Origin of the sequence: Microvirga zambiensis WSM3693 (assembly GCF_016735695.1) — a bacterium.
GTDB lineage: Bacteria > Pseudomonadota > Alphaproteobacteria > Rhizobiales > Beijerinckiaceae > Microvirga > Microvirga zambiensis.
Genome location: NZ_JAERQD010000001.1, coordinates 111,637 through 129,943, shown reverse-complemented (window position 1 = coordinate 129,943; position 18,307 = coordinate 111,637). Strand labels below are relative to the sequence as shown.

Annotated in this window: 18 protein-coding genes; 9 read left to right on the top strand and 9 right to left on the bottom strand. The window is 60.9% G+C overall.

All coding sequences use genetic code 11. From position 1 onward, the window contains the following. Window positions 1–28 precede the first annotated feature (28 nt). The 3 genes from JKL46_RS00645 to fdnG are packed head-to-tail and all read right to left on the bottom strand — an operon-like array spanning window position 29 to window position 4,769. On the bottom strand, window positions 29–724 hold the full coding sequence (locus JKL46_RS00645) for a formate dehydrogenase subunit gamma (protein ID WP_201829237.1): 696 nt from the start codon (window positions 722–724) through the stop codon (window positions 29–31). After that, on the bottom strand, window positions 724–1,674 hold the full coding sequence (gene fdxH, locus JKL46_RS00640) for a formate dehydrogenase subunit beta (protein WP_246529076.1): 951 nt from the start codon (window positions 1,672–1,674) through the stop codon (window positions 724–726). Before fdxH ends, JKL46_RS00645 begins: the two co-directional genes overlap by 1 nt. An 11-nt stretch (window positions 1,675–1,685) precedes the next feature. Beyond that, window positions 1,686–4,769, bottom strand: coding sequence for a formate dehydrogenase-N subunit alpha (fdnG, locus tag JKL46_RS00635; protein WP_201829235.1), 3,084 nt, complete (start codon window positions 4,767–4,769; stop codon window positions 1,686–1,688). A 380-nt stretch (window positions 4,770–5,149) separates the two neighbouring features. Here fdnG and JKL46_RS00630 point away from each other — a divergent pair, with 380 nt between their 5' ends. Then, a complete protein-coding gene (locus JKL46_RS00630; protein WP_343073993.1) occupies window positions 5,150–5,581 on the top strand; it encodes a winged helix-turn-helix domain-containing protein in 432 nt (143 codons plus the stop codon). On the opposite strand, the gene modA is transcribed toward JKL46_RS00630, so the two are convergent. Next, window positions 5,547–6,365, bottom strand: coding sequence for a molybdate ABC transporter substrate-binding protein (gene modA, locus JKL46_RS00625; protein ID WP_201829233.1), 819 nt, complete (start codon window positions 6,363–6,365; stop codon window positions 5,547–5,549). The genes JKL46_RS00630 and modA overlap by 35 nt on opposite strands. A gap of 97 nt (window positions 6,366–6,462) precedes the next feature. Here modA and JKL46_RS00620 point away from each other — a divergent pair, with 97 nt between their 5' ends. The 5 genes from JKL46_RS00620 to JKL46_RS00600 are packed head-to-tail and all read left to right on the top strand — an operon-like array spanning window position 6,463 to window position 10,054. Beyond that, complete coding sequence (locus JKL46_RS00620) at window positions 6,463–7,509, top strand: iron ABC transporter substrate-binding protein (protein WP_201829231.1); 1,047 nt, start codon at window positions 6,463–6,465, stop codon at window positions 7,507–7,509. A 24-nt stretch (window positions 7,510–7,533) separates the two neighbouring features. Continuing rightward, window positions 7,534–7,746, top strand: a complete 213-nt coding sequence (locus JKL46_RS00615) for a TOBE domain-containing protein (protein WP_201829229.1) — start codon at window positions 7,534–7,536, stop codon at window positions 7,744–7,746. Window positions 7,747–7,755: 9 nt separating this feature from the next. After that, window positions 7,756–8,247 carry a tRNA (N6-threonylcarbamoyladenosine(37)-N6)-methyltransferase TrmO gene (gene tsaA / locus JKL46_RS00610; protein WP_201829227.1) on the top strand — a complete coding sequence of 164 codons (492 nt, stop codon included), beginning with the start codon at window positions 7,756–7,758 and terminating at the stop codon, window positions 8,245–8,247. Continuing rightward, window positions 8,244–9,290 carry a FecCD family ABC transporter permease gene (locus JKL46_RS00605; protein WP_201829225.1) on the top strand — a complete coding sequence of 349 codons (1,047 nt, stop codon included), beginning with the start codon at window positions 8,244–8,246 and terminating at the stop codon, window positions 9,288–9,290. The genes tsaA and JKL46_RS00605 overlap by 4 nt, the downstream gene beginning before the upstream one ends. Before the next feature lie 2 nt (window positions 9,291–9,292). Continuing rightward, window positions 9,293–10,054: an ABC transporter ATP-binding protein gene (locus JKL46_RS00600; protein WP_210381176.1), complete on the top strand. Its 762-nt coding sequence runs from the start codon at window positions 9,293–9,295 to the stop codon at window positions 10,052–10,054. 91 nt (window positions 10,055–10,145) lie between these two features. Here the strand turns inward: JKL46_RS00600 and JKL46_RS36215 are convergent, their stop codons facing one another. Then, window positions 10,146–10,280 (bottom strand): hypothetical protein, encoded by a 135-nt coding sequence (locus JKL46_RS36215; RefSeq protein WP_281399817.1) that lies wholly within the window; start codon window positions 10,278–10,280, stop codon window positions 10,146–10,148. Window positions 10,281–10,420: 140 nt separating this feature from the next. On the opposite strand from JKL46_RS36215, the gene JKL46_RS00595 reads away from it, so the two are divergent. Then, window positions 10,421–11,863 carry an NAD-dependent succinate-semialdehyde dehydrogenase gene (locus JKL46_RS00595; protein ID WP_201829737.1) on the top strand — a complete coding sequence of 481 codons (1,443 nt, stop codon included), beginning with the start codon at window positions 10,421–10,423 and terminating at the stop codon, window positions 11,861–11,863. Window positions 11,864–12,402: 539 nt separating this feature from the next. Here JKL46_RS00595 and JKL46_RS00590 read toward each other — a convergent pair. The 3 genes from JKL46_RS00590 to JKL46_RS00580 all read right to left on the bottom strand — a co-directional run bounded on the left by JKL46_RS00590 (window position 12,403) and on the right by JKL46_RS00580 (window position 14,885). Then, on the bottom strand, window positions 12,403–12,948 hold the full coding sequence (locus JKL46_RS00590; RefSeq protein WP_201829221.1) for a hypothetical protein: 546 nt from the start codon (window positions 12,946–12,948) through the stop codon (window positions 12,403–12,405). A 194-nt stretch (window positions 12,949–13,142) separates the two neighbouring features. Next, window positions 13,143–13,388, bottom strand: coding sequence for a hypothetical protein (locus JKL46_RS00585; RefSeq protein WP_201829219.1), 246 nt, complete (start codon window positions 13,386–13,388; stop codon window positions 13,143–13,145). A gap of 267 nt (window positions 13,389–13,655) precedes the next feature. Then, window positions 13,656–14,885 (bottom strand): DUF6161 domain-containing protein, encoded by a 1,230-nt coding sequence (locus JKL46_RS00580; protein ID WP_201829217.1) that lies wholly within the window; start codon window positions 14,883–14,885, stop codon window positions 13,656–13,658. 230 nt (window positions 14,886–15,115) lie between these two features. On the opposite strand from JKL46_RS00580, the gene JKL46_RS00575 reads away from it, so the two are divergent. Both JKL46_RS00575 and JKL46_RS00570 read left to right on the top strand, forming a co-directional pair. Further along, window positions 15,116–15,661 (top strand): recombinase family protein, encoded by a 546-nt coding sequence (locus tag JKL46_RS00575; protein ID WP_201829736.1) that lies wholly within the window; start codon window positions 15,116–15,118, stop codon window positions 15,659–15,661. Window positions 15,662–16,264: 603 nt separating this feature from the next. Next, window positions 16,265–17,584: a hypothetical protein gene (locus JKL46_RS00570; RefSeq protein ID WP_201829215.1), complete on the top strand. Its 1,320-nt coding sequence runs from the start codon at window positions 16,265–16,267 to the stop codon at window positions 17,582–17,584. Window positions 17,585–17,722: 138 nt separating this feature from the next. Here JKL46_RS00570 and JKL46_RS00565 read toward each other — a convergent pair whose 3' ends face one another. Further along, on the bottom strand, window positions 17,723–18,307 hold the full coding sequence (locus tag JKL46_RS00565) for a class I SAM-dependent methyltransferase (protein WP_201829213.1): 585 nt from the start codon (window positions 18,305–18,307) through the stop codon (window positions 17,723–17,725).

Below are 18,307 nucleotides of genomic sequence, written 5' to 3'. Positions count from 1 at the left end.
GAACCGCACGGGTCACGTGTCGAGGCGCCTACTCGGCCGGCGCCGCCGGTTTCTTCACTCTATGGCGCTCCGCCAGTTCCTTCAACCAGCGGCGATGATGCTTCCAGGCCCAGCCTCCGGTGACCGAGCCGCGCGTCATGGCGCTGAGCGTCCCTCTGGCCCAGATCGCGGCATAGACATGAACGATCCAGATGCAGATGAGCGCGACCGCTGCGAGGGAATGGATGAGCACCGCAATCCGTTTCTGCGGAATCGTGGTCCAGTCGAAGAAGTATTGATCCCAGATCGCGAAGCCGGTGACGATCAGAGCGATGATCAAGATCGCCATGACCCAGAAATTGAACTTCTGGATCGGGTTGTAGCGGCCGACCTCGGGCATCTTCTCTTCGTTTCCCGTGATCATGTCATTGGCATGCGCGAGCCAGGCCTTATCGGATTTCTCAGGCAGGTTGGCGCGCCAGAAGCGGATGAAGAGACCGGCGAAGCTGAAGAACAGGACGACGCCGATCCATGGATGGATGGCGCGCGCATCCTGCCCGCCCCCGAAGAGCCCGGTGAGGAAGAACAGGGACGGGTGGAAGAAGGCAAGGCCCGACAATGCGAGAAGAATGAGCGATGCGGCCGTGATCCAATGGTTGATCCGCGCACCCAGGTTATACCGGGAGACGACGACCGGCCTGCCAGGATGGATCGCATCTTCCTTCGCGATATCCCTGTCCGCCATCAGGTCTTCTCCTTCACAAGATCTTCGGCTTTCTCTTCATCCTCGCTCGACACCCGGTTGGGGCTGACAAAAGCGGAATGAAGCACGCCGGCTGCCGCGGCGAGACCCATGGCCGCGAAGCCCAGATATTTCGCCATGCCCTTCCAGGCATTCACGACGGGGCTGATCCTCGGATCCCTGGGCAGGTTCGAATAGATCTCCGGCTGGTCGTTGTGGTGCAGAACGTACATCACGTGCGTCCCACCGACGCCCGGCGGATCGTAGAGGCCGGCATTCTCATAGCCGCGTGACTTGAGGTCCTCGATCCGGCTGTTTGCGAGCGTCTTCATGTCCTCCTTCGTGCCGAAGGAGATCGCATGGGTCGGGCACGCCTTGGCGCAGGCGGGTCCCTGCCCGACAGAGACGCGGTCGGAGCAGAGGGTGCATTTGTAGGCCGTGTGATCGACCTTCGAGATGCGTGGGATGTTGAACGGGCAGCCCTTGATGCAATAGCCGCAGCCGATGCAGTTCTCGTGCACGAAGTCCACGATGCCGTTCGAATACTGGACGATGGCTCCCGGCGCCGGGCAGGCCTTCAGGCAGCCCGGATCCTCGCAATGCATGCAGCCGTCCTTGCGGATCAGCCATTCGAGATTGCCGGTCTGCGGATTGTCCCATTCGGTGAACCGCATCAGGGTGAACATGTCGGGCGTCAGGTCGTGCGGGTTCTCGTAGACTCCCACATTGGTCTCGATTGCCGGATTCGTGTCGTTCCACTCGATGCAGGCCGATTGGCAGGCCTTGCAGCCGATGCATTTGGACACATCGATGAGTTTCGCGACCGGCTCCAGCTGCCGCGCCGGGGGCGGGACGCTCGAGGCGGAGCGGCGCACGAGGTCCCGCTCCGACAGGTTCGCGGCGGTGGCGGCGACCGGCGGGTTGCTGGTTGCGGTATGGGGACTGGGTTCCATTCCAACTCTCCTCAGACCGCCACGGGTGCCGTCGTGGGCTCGATATTGACCAGGAACGCCTTGTATTCGGGCGTCTCGATATTGGCGTCGCCCACGAACGGCGTGAGGGAGTTCGGCCCCCAGCCCTTACGCGCAGCGCCGGTAAAGCCCCAGTGCAGCGGAATGCCGACCACATGCACCGGCTTTCCGTCGCACATGAGCGGCTTGATGCGCTTCGTCACGACGGCCTTGGCCTTCACTTCGCCGCGCTTGGACCACACCCTGACCCAGCCTCCATGCGCGATGCCCTTCTCCGCCGCGAGCTGCTCCGAGATCTCCACGAAGAACTCCGGTTGAAGCGTCGCATTCACGCGGTTGTGCTTCGTCCAGTAGTGGAAATGCTCGGTCAGGCGATAGGAGGTCGCCGCATAGGGGAACTCGTCGGAGGTGGCGAACTGCGCCACGTCGCTCTGGAAGATGCGCGCCACCGGATTGCCGCGAATCTTCGGCGCGATCACGTTGGCGATCGGAGCCTCGAAGGGCTCGTAATGCACCGGGAAGGGCCCGTCCCGCATCAGACCGCGGGCGAAGAGGCGCGACACGCCCTCCTGGTTCATGATGAAGGGTCCGACCGTGTCCGGCTTCGCGTTCGGCGCGATGTCGGGAACGTCGTAGCCTGCCCATTTCGTGCCGTCCCACGCGATCAGCTTGCGGGACGGATCCCACGGGTTGCCCTGCAGGTCCGCCGAGGCACGATTGTAGAGGATGCGCCGGTTGAGCGGCCAGGAGAAGGTCCAGTTCGGATAGGCGCCGGTGTCATCCGGATCGGAATTGTCCCGGCGCGCCATGTTGTTGCCGGCCTCGTTGAAGCAGCCGGAAAAAATCCAGCAGCCGCACGCGGTCGTGCCGTCGTCGCGCAGAACCGAGAAATTGACGACCTGCTTGCCCTTCTCGAGCACCACCTTGGTCGCATCCGCCGGATCGTAGAGCGTCTCGACCGCATAGCCGTTGAGCTCCCTCGCGAGCTCCTCCGCGGAGGGCTCGTTCCGGTCCTTGTAGTTCCAGGTGAGATTGAGCATCGGATCCGGGAAGGGCCCGCCCTCCTTCTCGTAGAGCGCACGCAGACGCAGGTGGATCTGCGCCATGATCCAGGTGTCGTGCTTCGCCTCTCCCGGCGGTGTGCCGCCCGCCCAGTGCCATTGCAGCCAGCGGCCCGAATTGACGAGCGCGCCGTCTTCCTCAGCAAAGCAGGTGGTGGGAAGCTGGATCACCTCGGTCTGAATCGAGGCGGTGTTGACGTTGTTGTATTCGCCGTGGTTCTCCCAGAAACGCGCCGTTTCCGTTTCCAGCGGATCCATGGTCACGAGCCATTTCAGCTTCGACAGCGACTCCGTGATCTTCTGCCGGTTCGGGAAGGCGAGCAGCGGGTTGAAGCCCTGGCAGAAATAGCCGTTCACCTTGCCCTGGTGCATCATCTCGAAAGTGCGCAGCACGTCATAGGCCGGCACGTCGAGCTTGGGCAGATATTGATAGGCGAAGTCGTTCTGCACCGTCGCCGCGTCGCCCCACATCGCCTTCTGGAAGCTGACGAAGAACTTCTTGTAGTTCTGCCAATAGCTGGTCTGGTTCGGCCGCAGCGGCTTGAAGGCACGGCTCGACATATAGGTCGTAAAGTCCGCCTCCCGTTCCACCGGAATGTTCAGGTAGCCCGGAAGGAGGTTCGACATCAGGCCGATATCGGTGAGGCCCTGGATGTTCGAATGCCCGCGCAGAGCATTCATGCCGCCGCCGCGCACGCCGATATTGCCGAGCAGGAGCTGCAGCATCGCCATGGCGCGGATGTTCTGCGACCCCTTGGAGTGCTGCGTCCAGCCGAGCGCATACATCGACGTCATGGTCTTGGTCGGCGACGAGCATTCGGAGACCATCTCGGCAACCTTCAGGAACTTGTCCTTCGGCGTGCCGCAGATGCGCTCGACCATCTCGGGCGTATAGGTCGCAACATGGGCCTTGAGCAGGTTCCAGACGCAGCGCGGATTCTGCAGAGTATCGTCAACAACAGCAAAGCCGTCGGGTCCGATCTCGTATTCCCAGGTCGAGCGGTCGTAGTCGCGCTTGCTTTCGTCGTAGCCCGTGAACAGGCCGTCGTTATAGGCAAAGCCCTCCTTCACGATATAGGCCACGTTGGTGAAGGCCTTCACGTACTGCCACTGAATTTTGTCGTTCAGGATGCAGTAGTTGATCAAGCCGAGCAGGAACGCGATGTCCGTGCCCTGCCGGATCGGAGCGTAGAAGTCGGACACCGAGGCCGAGCGCGTGAAGCGCGGATCGACGACGATGAGCTTAGCGCCGCGATTGGCTTTTGCCTCCGTCACCCATTTGAAACCGCATGGATGCGCTTCGGCGGCATTGCCGCCCATGATGACGACGAGATCCGTGTTCCGGATATCCGTCCAGGAGTTGGTCATCGCGCCACGGCCGAATGTTGGGCCCAAACTGGACACCGTAGGGCCGTGTCAAACGCGCGCCTGATTGTCGAATGCGACGATTCCTGTGCTGCGGACGACCTTGTAGGTCAGATAAGCGGTCTCGTTGGTGGTCGCCGACGCCGCCAGGAAGCCGACCGTCGTCCAACGGTTGACGGGAACGCCCGCCTGGTTCGTGGCGATGAAGTTCGCGTCGCGGTCATCCTTCATCAGACGGGCGATGCGATCGAGTGCCTGCTCCCACGAAACCCGTTCGAACTTGTCCGATCCGGGTTTGCGCATCATCGGGGTTTTCAGGCGGGTTTCCGCCTTCACGAAATCCTTCAGCGCCGCGCCCTTCGGGCAGAGCGTGCCGCGGTTCGTCGGATGGTCGGCATCACCTTCGATGTGAACGATCTCGGCGGTTTCGCCCTTCCGCAGATCGCCCTTCGAATACATGATGATGCCGCAGGCCACCGAGCAATAAGGGCAGGTGTTGCGCGTCTCCATCGTGTTCGTGAGCTTGAAAGGCCTGATGGCTGCGGCCTCTGCCGCCTCAAGCTCCGGAAACCCGAAGGCTCCCAACGTGGACCCGGCAACACCCACGCCGGCGGCTTTAAGGAAGCCGCGTCGTGAGAGTTCCATATTCATGGTAACCCTCCCTATGGTTTTGCACTGCAGCAACTGCTCTTCCGAAAAATAGGGTAATTTTGAACATTTCCAGTGTCAAACAACCGCGGGCGGATACAAAACGGCGCGCAGGTTACTTGCAATCGACCTCTCATAGCTTGACCTAAATCAGGTCAGGCATATTTCTGCGCGGATCTCAGGCTCCGCTTACTTCGATGAGTTCCATGTTTCCGTAATGTCGCTCATCGGGCTCAGAGCGATTGTCTTGTCGCAGAGCTTGCCATGTTCCGCAGGCTGAACCGCAGCAGATTTCGGTTTGAGACGTTTGATCAGTCGGAGAAACTTGACCGATCAGGCCCCGGGCGCCAGTCTCGCGGCCCCATCACTCCGTGAGAGATCAGGTGTCGGACTATCCCGCGTTCAAGTTCCGCATCTATTTCGATGCCGACACGATGCTCGGCCCCGGCAAGGCCGACCTGCTGCAAGGAATTCTCGAGACCGGCTCCATCGCCGCTGCGGGCCGGCGCATGGGCATGAGCTACAAACGCGCCTGGTATCTGGTCGACACCCTCAACCACTATTTCAGCGAGCCTCTGGTTCACTCGGCCAAGGGAGGAAAGGCCGGCGGAGGCGCCAGCCTGACGCCCACCGGTCACCTCGTCCTGAACGCCTATCGTCGCATGGAGGCAAACGTCGCCCATGCGATCCGCGACGACGTCGCTTACCTGGAAACGCTGATCGCATCCGCACCGCGGAACGGCGAACAATCCGGCCCAGGCGAGGCGCCGGAGCCGTCGGCTACGAGCCTGAAACGGGCCGGTTCAGAACCGTGAAGCCCTGCTTCTCGAAGGCCGGTCTGGCGGCCGGGGAGCGCAGATAATTCAGGAAGGCGGCGGCCTCGGGATTGCTGTTCTCCTTCAGGACCGCTGCCGGATAGACGATCGGTGGATGGCTGTCCTCCGGAAAGGTTCCGACGATGCTGACACTGGGATCGGAGGCGGCATCAGTCTGATAGACGATCCCGAGCGGAGCCTCTCCGCGCGAGACCAGCAGCAGGGCTGCCCGCACGTTGTCGGCCTGGGCCACGGAGCCCTTCACGGCGTCCCAGGCGCCGAGCTTCTCCAGTGCCGTCTTGCCGTACTTGCCGGCCGGCACCGCATCCACATTGGCCATCGCCAGCTTTCCGCCCTTCAGGGCGCCGGCAAGGTCGAGGCCCGGCGTCAGGTTCACCGCGAGGCTCGCATCCTTCGGCGCGACTAGGACAAGACGGTTTGCCAAGAGATTCACGCGGGTCTCGGGCCGGATGAGATTTTTCTGCGCAATGTAGTCCATCCAGTCGAGATCGGCCGACAGAAAGACGCCTGCCGGTGCTCCTGCCTCGATCTGCTTGGCGAGGGCGTTGCTGCCCGCATAGGAGATCTTCGGCGCCGGCTTGCCGCTCTCGCGGACATAGCCGGCGGCCGCGTCGTCGAGAGCGTTCTTGAGACTTGCCGCGGCGAACACGACCAGATCCTGGCTTTGAGCCAGCGCAGGCGAATTGGGCAGGATTGATCCCGCTCCGAAGGCGAGCCAGCCGGCTCCCATCAGCGACAGCCAGAAACGTCGTGTGGCACTCATCCTCATTCCCTCTCGACCGATGTAGTTCATCGACTATAACGATAGGCATGATAGGCATGAACGACCGCGTTTCAAGCGCGGGCTGAAGGAGGGATCCATGTTGACCAGGATCTGGATGGCCGCCCTGGCACTGAGCCTGTCCGGCCTCCTCGCCTCCGCCTCTGCTCAGCCCCGCGAGGTTGTCGACGCGGCCGGCCGTTCGGTCCCGTTGCCGGCCGCCGCCGATCGTGTCTTCACGGCGGGTCCGCCGGCCTCGGTGGCGGTCTACATGGTGGCACCGGAAAAGCTCGTCGGCTGGGTCCGGGCGCCATCCGTCGCGGAAAAGGCCTATCTCGCTAAACCCTATGCCTCCCTGCCCGAGCATGGGCGGCTGACGGGACGGGGCAACACGGCCAATCTCGAAGTCGTCCTCGCGGCCAAGCCGGACCTGATCCTCGACATCGGCAGCGTCGATCCAACCTATGCCTCGCTTGCCGACCGCACGCAGGCCCAGACCGGCATTCCCTACATCCTGCTCGACGGGGCCTTCGCCAGGACCCCGGAGATGCTGCGTGACCTGGGGCGCATTCTCGGCGCCGAGACGCGCGCCGAGGAGTTGGCCCGATACGCGAAAGAGACTCTCGATGACGTGGCCGAACGGATCGCGGCCGTTCCGCCGGAAAAGCGCCCCCGCGTCTATTACGGACGCGGGCCGCGTGGGCTCGAGACCGGCCTCAAGGGTTCGATCAACACCGAGATCCTATCGTTCGTCGGGGCCGAGAACGTCGCAGCCCTCGCCGGCTCAGGATCCCTGGCGACGGTCTCGGTCGAACAGGTGCTGGCTTGGAATCCGGATGTGATCCTGACACAGGATTCCGCCTTTGCCCGATCCGTCCGCACCGATCCGTCCTGGGGTTCCATCCAGGCCGTGCGGGACGGCCGCATCTACCGCGCTCCAGCGCTGCCCTTCGGCTGGTTCGACGCTCCGCCCGGCGTCAATCGCCTGATCGGAATCCGCTGGCTCGCCAGGGTGCTTTACCCGGACCTCTTCCCGGAAAACCTGCGGGACATTGCAGCCGAATTCTACCGCCGGTTCTATCATGTCTCGCTCAGTCCAGCACAGCTCGACGAGCTGCTGGCCGACGCCACCGGCCCGCAGCCCTAGATCCTTACCCGAGGAGAGCCGCTCATGAAGCTCAGCGCCCGCAATGTCATCAGAGGCAAGGTGATCGAGGTCACCAAAGGCCAGACCACCGCCCATGTCCGTTTGGAAATCGCCAACGGCACGATCGTCACCGCCTCGATCACCAACGAGGCCGTCGATGAGCTCGCGCTCAAGGTCGGCCAGAACGCCTATGCGGTGGTGAAGGCTTCGGACGTCATGATCGCCGTCGACGACTGAGCCCGCGCCATGGTCAGGGAAAACGAGATTCGAAGCGGTGAAGTGGCGGTCGAGTGGCCGGTCAGCACCGACGCCGGCGTCATCTTCATCGGCCGCATCCACACGCCCTGGACCTCGCGGCTCGAATGTCCGCGCCAGGGCCGGCTCGACGGGCCCGTGTGCCGCATCGAGCTTTTCGCGCCGTGGCACAAGGGCCTCGCGGGGATCGAGGAATACGAGCGGCTGGAAGTGCTCTACTGGCTGCATCGATCCCGCCGCGATCTGGTGCTGCAAAGCCCCCGCAACGACGGCATCACGCGAGGTACCTTCTCGCTGCGTTCGCCCGTCCGGCCCAACCCGATCGGCACGGCTCTGGTGAAACGGGTTGCGATCGAAGGCTCGAACATCCTCGTCCAGGGGCTCGATTGCCTCGACGGCACGCCTCTGCTCGATATCAAGCCGGATCGCTGCGCCTTCACGCCGTTGGCGCCGCCGCAGCCGGGCGACGAGCAGACCGCATGAAGCCTGAACCGGCAGCAGGCTTCCGATTCGGTTTCGATCGCCCTCTCTGGCTTGGGCTCGGTGTGTCGGCAGCCGTCATCGTCGGCGGCGTCGCGCTGGCCTTTGCCGTCGGGCGGTATCCCCTGACGCTGACCGATGTCGCGACGATCCTGATGCGTCGCCTGACAGGGCAGGCATCGGGATTGCCACAGGCTACCGAGGCCATCGTCCTGAACATCCGCGGTCCGCGCATCCTGGCCGCACTTCTGGTCGGCAGTGCGCTCGCGAGCGCCGGAACGGCCTTTCAGGGCTTGTTCCGCAATCCTCTGGTGTCTCCCGACATCCTGGGCGCCTCGTCGGGAGCGGCCCTCGGAGCCGTGCTCGGCATTCTGCTGTCCCTCGATGTGGCCTCCATCCAGATCCTGGCCTTTCTGGGCGGGCTCACAGCCGTGACCGCCGTCTACGTAATCGGCTCGCTGCTGCGCGGTGGTGACGGCATCGTCCTGCTCGTCCTGACCGGCGTGGTCATCGGCTCACTGCTCGGCGCAGGCATCGGCCTCGTGAAGACCTTGGCCGATCCCTACAACCAGCTTCCGGCGATCACCTTCTGGCTCCTCGGCAGCCTTGCGGCGACGACCCCGGCCGACCTCGTCCCGCTAGCGCTCCCGGTTCTGATCGGCACCGTGGTGCTGATCGGCCTGCGCTGGAAGATGAACGTCATGTCTCTCCCCGACGAGGAGGCGAGAGCCCTCGGCATCGCGACCGGGCCGATCCGGTGCGTCATCGTGGCAGCCGCCACTCTGATCACGGCCGCCAGCGTCTCGGTCGCCGGCATCGTCGGCTGGGTCGGCCTCGTCACACCGCATCTCGCGCGGGCGCTGGTCGGTCCCAGCTTCCCGCGCCTGCTGCCGACCGCGGCCCTTCTCGGCGGTGCCTACCTGCTGCTCATCGACACGCTCGCGCGCTCGATCGCTCCAGTCGAGGTGCCCCTCGGCGTTCTGACGGCGGTGATCGGCACTCCGTTTTTCCTCGGCCTGCTGGCCCGTTCCCGGGGAGCCTGGTGAGCATGCTCGACGTGCAGAGGCTGGCGATCGGCTATGGCTCCCACGTCATCGGACGCGACCTGAGCTTCAGCCTCATGGAAGGCCGTGCGCTTGCGCTGCTGGGACCGAACGGCAGCGGCAAGACCACCCTGCTCAAGACCGTCCTCGGACTTTTGCCGGCCAAGGCCGGTGCGGTTCTTTTGAATGGCCGGCGGATCGATGCCTTGCCGGTGGCGGAGCGCGCCCGCCGCATCGCCTATGTGCCGCAGGTTCATGCCGGAACGTTCGGATTCCTGACCCGCGACGTGGTCATGATGGGGCGGGCCGCGCATGGCGGGATCCTGTCGGCGCCATCGGCCTGCGACCATGCCGTGGTCGACCGGGTCATCGATCGTTTGGGGCTCACGCATCTGAGCGAGCGTCCCTATACGCTGATCTCGGGTGGCGAACGGCAACTGGTGCTGTTCGCCCGGGCCCTGGCGCAGGAGGCTCCGTTCATCGTGCTGGACGCACCGACCGCGAATCTCGATTTCGCCAACCAGGGCGTGGTGCTGCGCGAGACATGGCGGCTGCGCGAGGCCGGGTATGGAATCCTGTTCACGACCCACGACCCGAACCATGCCCTGCGCTGGGCCGACGACACGCTGATGTTAAGGCAGGGAGCGTTGCTTCACCACGGCGCGAGCGATGCCGTTTTGACCGGCGGGCACCTGTCCGAACTCTACGGGATACCGGTGGAAGAACTCCGGACCGCCGGACGACGCGCTTTCCTGCCATCGTCGTGAGCCTCTGTTGAATCAAGATCAGGTTTAGGAAGGCAAAGGCATCGCTGCATTCAATTCTGATCGAGGTCAGCTAAGCGCCTTCCCCCAAGGACTACAGAGTGCGCACGTAGTGCTCCGTCTCGTCCAGGGTGCGTCCGAGCTTTTCGATCAGCTCGTCAACCTCAGCAGGGGTGATAACGAGGGGTGGAGAGGCCACGACGGTGTCGCCGGCGGAAGGGCTCGACATTCTGGAAGAAACTATCGAGGCAGCTTTCTCCGCTTGTTAGGTTCACGGCAGGCATGTCTGTCTGATACAAGCCATCCTCGAAGAACGCCTCCCTTCGAGACCTCCAGTTCAATCCGTGGGACTTTCCGACCATGAATGCGATGAATCAGGCTTATCCAGATACGCAGCTCCTGATCGACGGGACCTGGCGCCCGGCCGCGCGAGGCGGCGTCATTCCAGTTCTCGATCCTGCAACAGGCGAGACCATCGGAACGGTCGCTCACGCCAGTCGCGAAGATCTCGATGCCGCGCTCATTGCCGTCGAGAAAGGTTTTGCAACCTGGAGCGGCCTGTCGGCCTATGACCGCTCGACGATCATGCGACGAGCCGCCGATATTCTGCGCGCGCGCAAGGATCAGATCGCCTGGATCATGACCCGTGAACAGGGCAAGCCCCTGGCGGAGGCCAAGGGCGAGATCGGCGCCGGCGCGGACATCATCGACTGGTTTGCGGAAGAAGCCCGGCGCACCTACGGCCAGATCATTCCGGCCCGCGCGCCCGGTGTCATGCAGATGGCCGTCAAGCTGCCGGTCGGGCCCGTCGCCGCCTTCACGCCATGGAACTTCCCCATCAACCAGGTCGTGCGCAAGCTGTCCGCGGCTTTGGCCACCGGCTGCTCGATCATCGTGAAGGCGCCCGAGGAGACCCCTGCTTCGCCGGCGGAGCTGATCCGCGCCTTCGTCGAGGCCGGCGTGCCGGAAGGCGTGGTCAATCTCGTCTACGGCAACCCGGCCGAGATATCCGAATATCTCATCGCCCATCCCGTCATCCGCAAGATGTCCTTCACGGGCTCGACCCCGGTGGGCAAGCAGCTCGCCGCACTGGCGGGGCTGCATATGAAGCGCTCCACGATGGAGCTTGGAGGACACGCCCCCGCGATCGTCTTCGACGACGCCGATCTGCAGAAGGCCGTCAAAGTTCTCGCTGCCTCCAAGTTCCGCAATGCCGGCCAGGTCTGCGTCTCGCCGACACGGTTCCTGATCCAGGATGCAAGCTTCGCGCCCTTCCTCGACGCCTTCACCGAGGCCGCCAAGGGTATCAAGGTCGGCAATGGCCTGGAGGACGGCGTGCAGATGGGCCCGCTCGCGAACGAGCGCCGCATCCCGGCCCTAGAGAGCCTGATCCAGGATGCGGTGGAGCGCGGAGCGCAGGTGAAGGCCGGCGGCCGGCGCATCGGCAACAAGGGGAACTTCTTCGAGCCGACAATCCTCGCGAATGTGCCGAAGGATGCCCGCCTGATGAATGAGGAGCCCTTCGGGCCCGTGGCCATCGTCAACCCCTTCTCGACACTGGACGATGCCATCGCGGAAGCGAACCGGCTGCCCTTCGGCCTGGCGTCCTATGCCTTCACCGGCTCGACGGATACGGCCCATCAGCTCGGGACGCGCGTCGAGGCTGGCATGACGACCATCAACCACAACGGCCTTGCCCTGCCGGAACTGCCCTTCGGCGGCATCAAGGATTCCGGCTATGGCTCCGAGGGCGGATCAGACGCGGTCGAACCGTACCTCGTCACCAAGCTCGTCACACAATCCGCGCGCTAGCTCTCTTAGGAAGGGCAGTCATCGGCTCCTCGTGCCACCACACCTCGACAGCGGGCGATAGACAGCAGGGATCACAAAAGAAAAGCGCCCCCTCGGCCTCGAGGGAGCGCCAACGAAACCGCTTCCTGTTCACTTAGTCCAAATCGTCAGGCACTACAGGCGCTTGCGCGATGAGGTCAGCCATCATTGCCAGACATAAGAGATGGAACGCTAGAACATGGATCATGGGATTGGATTACCTCCAATGGCCTCATGTAATATCCAATAAAGTACTTTGGTTCCTTTTCCCTTACCGTTCCAAGGCCGCTCTTGTCACTGGCCATATGGGAAGGGTTAGAACTGACACCGACCTCGTGTGGGACCACGAGCACCCGATGATGTCGCTGAACCTGTTGAGAGTGCTAAGAAAACCATCCATGAAAGATGGTGCCCAGGAGAAGCATGAGGGTCGTGTAGGCAGCGCTCTACGTTATTGAACCTACTAGATTTTTCCCGAGCATGGAAGTCGAGGTATCACCCCGTGTATCACCTCTAGACATTTACGGCCAACGATACCCACGCTCCTCATCTGGAACATTCACGATCAGGTCGGCAGCTTCGTGGGGTCGATACTCGCGGTGATACAGACGGATTGATCTCTCAAGAGGATTTTCCCCTGGGGGACTGTGTTCCTCGTCATCAATGTCGAACCCGTATGGCCATCCTCGGTCTCCGAGCAGTATCCTCAGACGCTTGATGTAAACACGGTACCCACGACCGAACTGTTGTTCTGGAGCAATCTCTCCAAGGCGCACTGAGTCTGTGACCACCCACCTCTTGGACGCCAGGGCGCTCCGAAGGGCATCCCGATAACGACCCAAACCGATCTTGTCCCTCAGGGCATTGAAGTGGTCTGCAGCCACTCGGGTGGCCCCAAGTGCCTCGGTCAGGCGGTGGGCTAGGCTCGATTTGCCAGCAAGCATAGTCCCTTCGAGACGGATCAGCCGAGGTTCGACATTCTCCAGGGCAAGCCGTTGGATGATGAAGGGAACGGCCCCGTGCGGATGGTCGCAGTGGATCTCTTCAGGTTGCATTGTCACCTTCATGTGGAGGTCTTGATGCGTTCCTACCGAAGGTCGCCAAGAGTGGTAATTGCCGCGAAGGTACCCAGCATGAGACCACTATCACCGTCGAAGAGGATCGAGGCAGCATAGAATAGACCCGCAGCATAGAACACCCGAGCTAGTACACTGTTGATCATCGCCCCTCCAGGATCTGTCCAGCCCAAGGAAGCTGGCCTCTAGTTCTTCGTTGAGACCATGCCCTGCATCATCGTGAACACCTGGACCAGTTCGTCTGGGGTCAGTTCCGTGAACCCGTTCCGGTTGTCGTCGGAGGTATCCTCGCCCCCAGTTGCGATCCAGATCTCCTCAGAGGTCATGCCATTCTCAGGATACCGATAGTCGTCATCGTCTTCTGTGAGGCCGTTCTCGACGTTCCAAGCCTCGATCTCTGCGGGTGACATCTCCGAGAATGCTTTCGCCATATGGGTCTCCTGGGGTTGCGGCCCAGCCTCCTTGAGGCTCAAACTCCTGGCAAACAGGCACCCCTGTCCATCGAAACAATATATATTTCCTCAGGAAATTGGGGCAGGAGTATGTGGCTCATGGAGATCTCGGGAACCAACACCACTCGCGCAGGTCCAACAACACCAACAAGACCTTTAGCGTTTTTTTGAAAGCATGGGGCGGGGTGGCACCCCGGGGGATCTGATCAGCCAGATGGGACCCAACAGGCGCTTCGCCCCGCATCCTTAGCCAACCTTCTTGGTTGAGAGAGCCTCCTTGGTGAGATCAAGCAGTGTCGGCGGTGCGACGTCTTCCGATTGATGTCCAGGGAGAGGGCGGAAGATGGCATTCAAAATCAGGATGCGATCCGAAGGTTCCATCTTCGCGTCTTTATTGCCCACAAGGCTGAAGTACGTTTCCAGCATGGCTCGCCGCTGCTCCGCATCCTCCCCAAGCGTCAGGGCATTTGTCACCCATCGAGCGAAGATGCGCAGCACCCAAGCCGCTGCGACTACAGGCACGACAATAAACACTAGGAAGCTGGCCTGGAACTCTCCTTGGGTATTCCTCGGCACACTTGCAAGAACTGTGTGCCAGTTCGAAAGCAACACCCCAATAGCCGATGCGATGACAATTGCTAGGACAGTCAGTCCGATACCGAACGTCCAACTATGCTTCCTTTTTTTGCCAACCCAAATCTCTCTAGCGCCCTTGAACGTGGCGGCTTCGAAAGCGAGAGCCTTCGCTGCATCAATATCCTGATGCGCCTGTTGCATCATTGCGGACCACTGGTGCGATGCGGTTTCCATCCCCGTTCGGTGTTTCTCCTGGAGGGCTTCAAGGATGCGCTGCTGTTCAGCGCCAAGGCTATTGAACCGCTCAAAAAGTTGCGCACTCTTTTCTTCAAACTCTCGAATGGTCCTGTTGGTAATTTTTATATTGTCGCTAACGATACTGGCGTGGACTCGCAGACCTTGTTCGACTTCGCCACTGATCTTCGTTCTCAACGCCTCATCGTGTTTTTCTATCGAGTACTGCGTAGCTGCAGCTTGAACACGAGGGCTGAACAAGTGGGGAAGCCTGTCGCTCGGGTACTGTGCCTGGATCAGGATATCAGACAGTCCATCACCTGCTTCGGCCAGAATTGCACCAAGCATCCTGTGAGGGTGGTTTCGTGCGAACTCTTCTAAAGCTGTACCATAGCGCATCAACAACGGTATTCGACCGGAAATAACGAAGCCCCTGTCGATGTCGTGTGGGCGTTGGAATAGGCCCACCAAGGTCGGTAGTTGATTGTACAATGTGTCAAGAGCGGAAACCGCATACTGCTCACTCCCAAGGGAATTAAGCGAGTTCCGCACGATCTGCAGAAGGCTCATCCAGTGGTTTCGCTGTTCCTGGATAACTTTTTCGGCTTCAGCTTCAGTTTTGACAGCGAAGTCAGCAGCAAACAGGCCTTCCAAAGCCTCATTCATCACAATCCCCCCACGACAGTTTGTGCGACTTTGTAGCGAAGGTGTCCCAACGACAAGCAGAGCCACAGGAATCGCTGTGTAGATTTGATGATCCCGACATTGCCACTGAACCCTGGCCGTATGGCATAGCTTGGTGTGGACAATTTCGCCTGCCACTGAAGTCCTTCTTGAGTTTTGGCAGACATCCTGTCTCTATATCTAAGACATCAATGGCAGGAACGCAGATGACGATGCTGGTTGGCTACGGGCGCACAAGCACCCTCGATCAGGTGGCTGGCCTGGAGGCTCAGGAGCGGGATCTACAGGCTCTCGGGTGCGGCAAGATCTTCCTGGAGCAGACGTCCTCTGTCGGTCCCCGGGAAGCCTTGGAAGCCGCCCTCGACTACGTCCGTGAAGGGGACACCCTCATCGTGACCAAGCTTGATCGCCTTGCTCGATCCGTGGTCCACCTGGGTCAGATCATCCAGCAGCTGGAGGCGAAGAAGGTTGGCCTTCACATCCTCAGCCTGGGCATCGACACCAACACCCCGACAGGAAAGCTCATGCTCAACGTCCTGGGCAGCGTGGCCCAGTTCGAACGGGAGATGATGCTGGAGAGGCAGCGCGAAGGGATCGCCAAGGCCAAAGCAGACAAGAAATACAAGGGCCGCGCTCCGACCGCACGGGCCAAGGCCGACGAGATCAAAGCCCTAGCCTCTCAGGGGATCTCCAAGAGAGAGATTGCTGAGAAACTTGGCTTGGGTGAGAGGTCGGTGTTCAGAGTCCTGGCGTCGTAACAAACACGCCTTGGAGGACCACAGCTTCTCAACTCATCTCGTCATCCGGCCAGCTGCGGTTTCTCGTTCCAGAAACATTGTCGTTCCTGGGTGACTGCTGGGAGCGCGTGTCTCTGCGATGTGTCAGCCTGTCGGTCAGTCGCTTGATGGCGTCGGTGACCCTATGAGCCATGTCACTCATGTTCATGGGAAGCCTCCCGGGTCTGGCACAGCCTATGTGCCTCTAGAACAACACTCAAACCCGGATGTCGTTCGCAAGCCGTTGGTAACGGGACAGTACGCACACCCGGCCGCAATACGACAACGTTGTCTTGGGCGAGAATCCGGACAAATCCTGATGCGGTAAATTAGTTGATATTAGTATTATTGCGGTTGGATAGTTGTTTATCTGGCCATACAACCAGCAAACCGACGTTTGCTCGTGACAAATTGCGCCGATGTATTCATGAATTTACTGTATTAGTACGTCTGTAATCCGAAGCATGGAGTCGACGATTGCAGGCCTACCAACACACCGGGTGCGTGGACGCTGAGAGTGCAGCCACATTTGCTCACCGTGAACCCGATAACGTCCCGGATCCGCAGGATCTCCTCACTGCCCCCATGGCAACACTCACTCGACGGGCCAAGACCGTTGAAGTCCAGTCGTTCGTTGATGCTGCTGTGAGGCTTCTGGAAGGCCATGAGACCAGCACAGGCATTCGCCAGCGCAAGCGAACCGAGGCCGCTCAGACGGCATTTCTGAGGGCTGTTGAAGCCTTCCTGGGTGACCTCCTGTTGGGAGCCAAGATCGGTCGTGGTGGCTGGGTCTTCCGTTCCCGACACGCCAAGTCGTTCTCCGGTGGCGAGGTCACCTACCGCCAGTTCATAGCTGTCGCGGAGACGATGGAGGCACTCGGGCTGATCGAGGTTGTCGATGGTTTCAATGCAATGAAGACCATCAGCTGGGAGGGAGGACAGACCAGCCGATACCAGCAAGGGAAAGCCGCACGGTACAGAGCCTCCAAGAATCTCCTCGATCTAGCTGTTGGCATGGGTGTGGAGGCGCAGGATGTTGGGCGACACTTCCAGGAGACAACACCCACCAAGCTCATCGTTCTCAAGGATTCCTCGCGACGGTTCGGTCGAGACAAGATCCCCGGGCGACCCATGTCGTTGTCACCAACCGCAACCGTCGAGCGACTGATGGATCAGGTCCGGCTGATCAACGAGTTCCTCGACGGCATCGACATCCAGGGAGGCATCCACAAAGGCTTCTACCGGGTCTTCAACCTTGGAGACCATCCCGGCTTCGACTGGAACAAAGGTGGTCGTCTCTACAGCATCGGCATCGACAACTACCAGCGGCTCAAGGAGAAGGACCGCCTGGGGATGACCCTGGACGGAGAATCTGTGGCTGAGATCGACATCAGCGGCAGTTATCTGACCGCTCTCCATGGGCTACTCGGACAGCCGCTCAAGATCGAAGGCGACCTCTACAATGTCCCAGGGATTCCCCGAAGCATTGTGAAGGGCTGGCTGGTCGCAACCTTGAGCAACGCGGGGCATCTGAAGCGGTGGCCCAAGGACAAGGCCGCTGACTTCGTCGAGGAGACAGGTCAGAGCCTGTCCGAGACCTACTCGATCAAGGCTGTCCGGGAGGCGATGATCGCTAACTATCCGGTCTTGGATGCGTGGGGGCAGGTTGAGATCGACTGGGGCGACCTGATGTTCCGGGAGAGCGAGGCTGTCATCGGGACCATGGTCCACCTGATCAAGGCCTACCAAATCCCCGCGCTCCCTGTTCACGACAGCTTGCTGGTACCTGCCTCGAAGGTTGGCCTGTGCAGGAACCTGCTGGTCGATCATTACAAGTACTCCTGCAAGATCGAGCCAAGGGTCACTGTAGATTTCCCTGAGGGGTGGGTAGTAGAAGGATCATGATGATCATCACCATGTATCCTCATCACCTACAATCATAGTTTCTCTACAGTGATGATGGCTTTAGTACACTGGAGGGCATCTGGAGGGTTAACTGGAAACGGTAAGAGTCTGCTGAACAGGTGGCGCTTCCGGTGCTGGCTAATCCGCCCTTCGCGCTAGAGCGTTCAGCCACATCTCGTCTTGCCGTCCTGGTCGCACATCAGCAGTGCGCCACAATTCGACGACCTGCATCCCGCCAGCTTCGGTCAGGATGTCTTGGTACAGGTCTTCGTTCAGATCTGTGAAATGCCGCCCGTCCTTCGCTCGATCCGCATCTCCGTACTTGAAGGATGTATAGAGGACGCCTCCTGGTTTGAGTGCTTGCCGACAACGGGCCACTGTAGGCACCAAGGACGCCCTGGGAACGTGCAGCAGAGACGCACTGGCCCAGATCCCATCGAACTCAGAGTCCCATGACATCTCGTCGAAGGTCAGGTGAAGCACGGGACAGTCAGCATGTAGTGCTGCACGGGCCACCATCTCAGCCGAGGCATCGAAGGCAGTCACGTTGAACCCGAGATCCACGAACGCCTTTGCATCGCGCCCGGAGCCACAACCTGCATCCAGAATACTGGCGGATGGTGGCAGTTCGCGGACGAACCTGTCTCGGAGGACGCTGACGTCGGCAGTCACCGTGTCGTTGAAGAACTGATCTGCGTTCTTGTTGTAGAAGTCGATGGACAT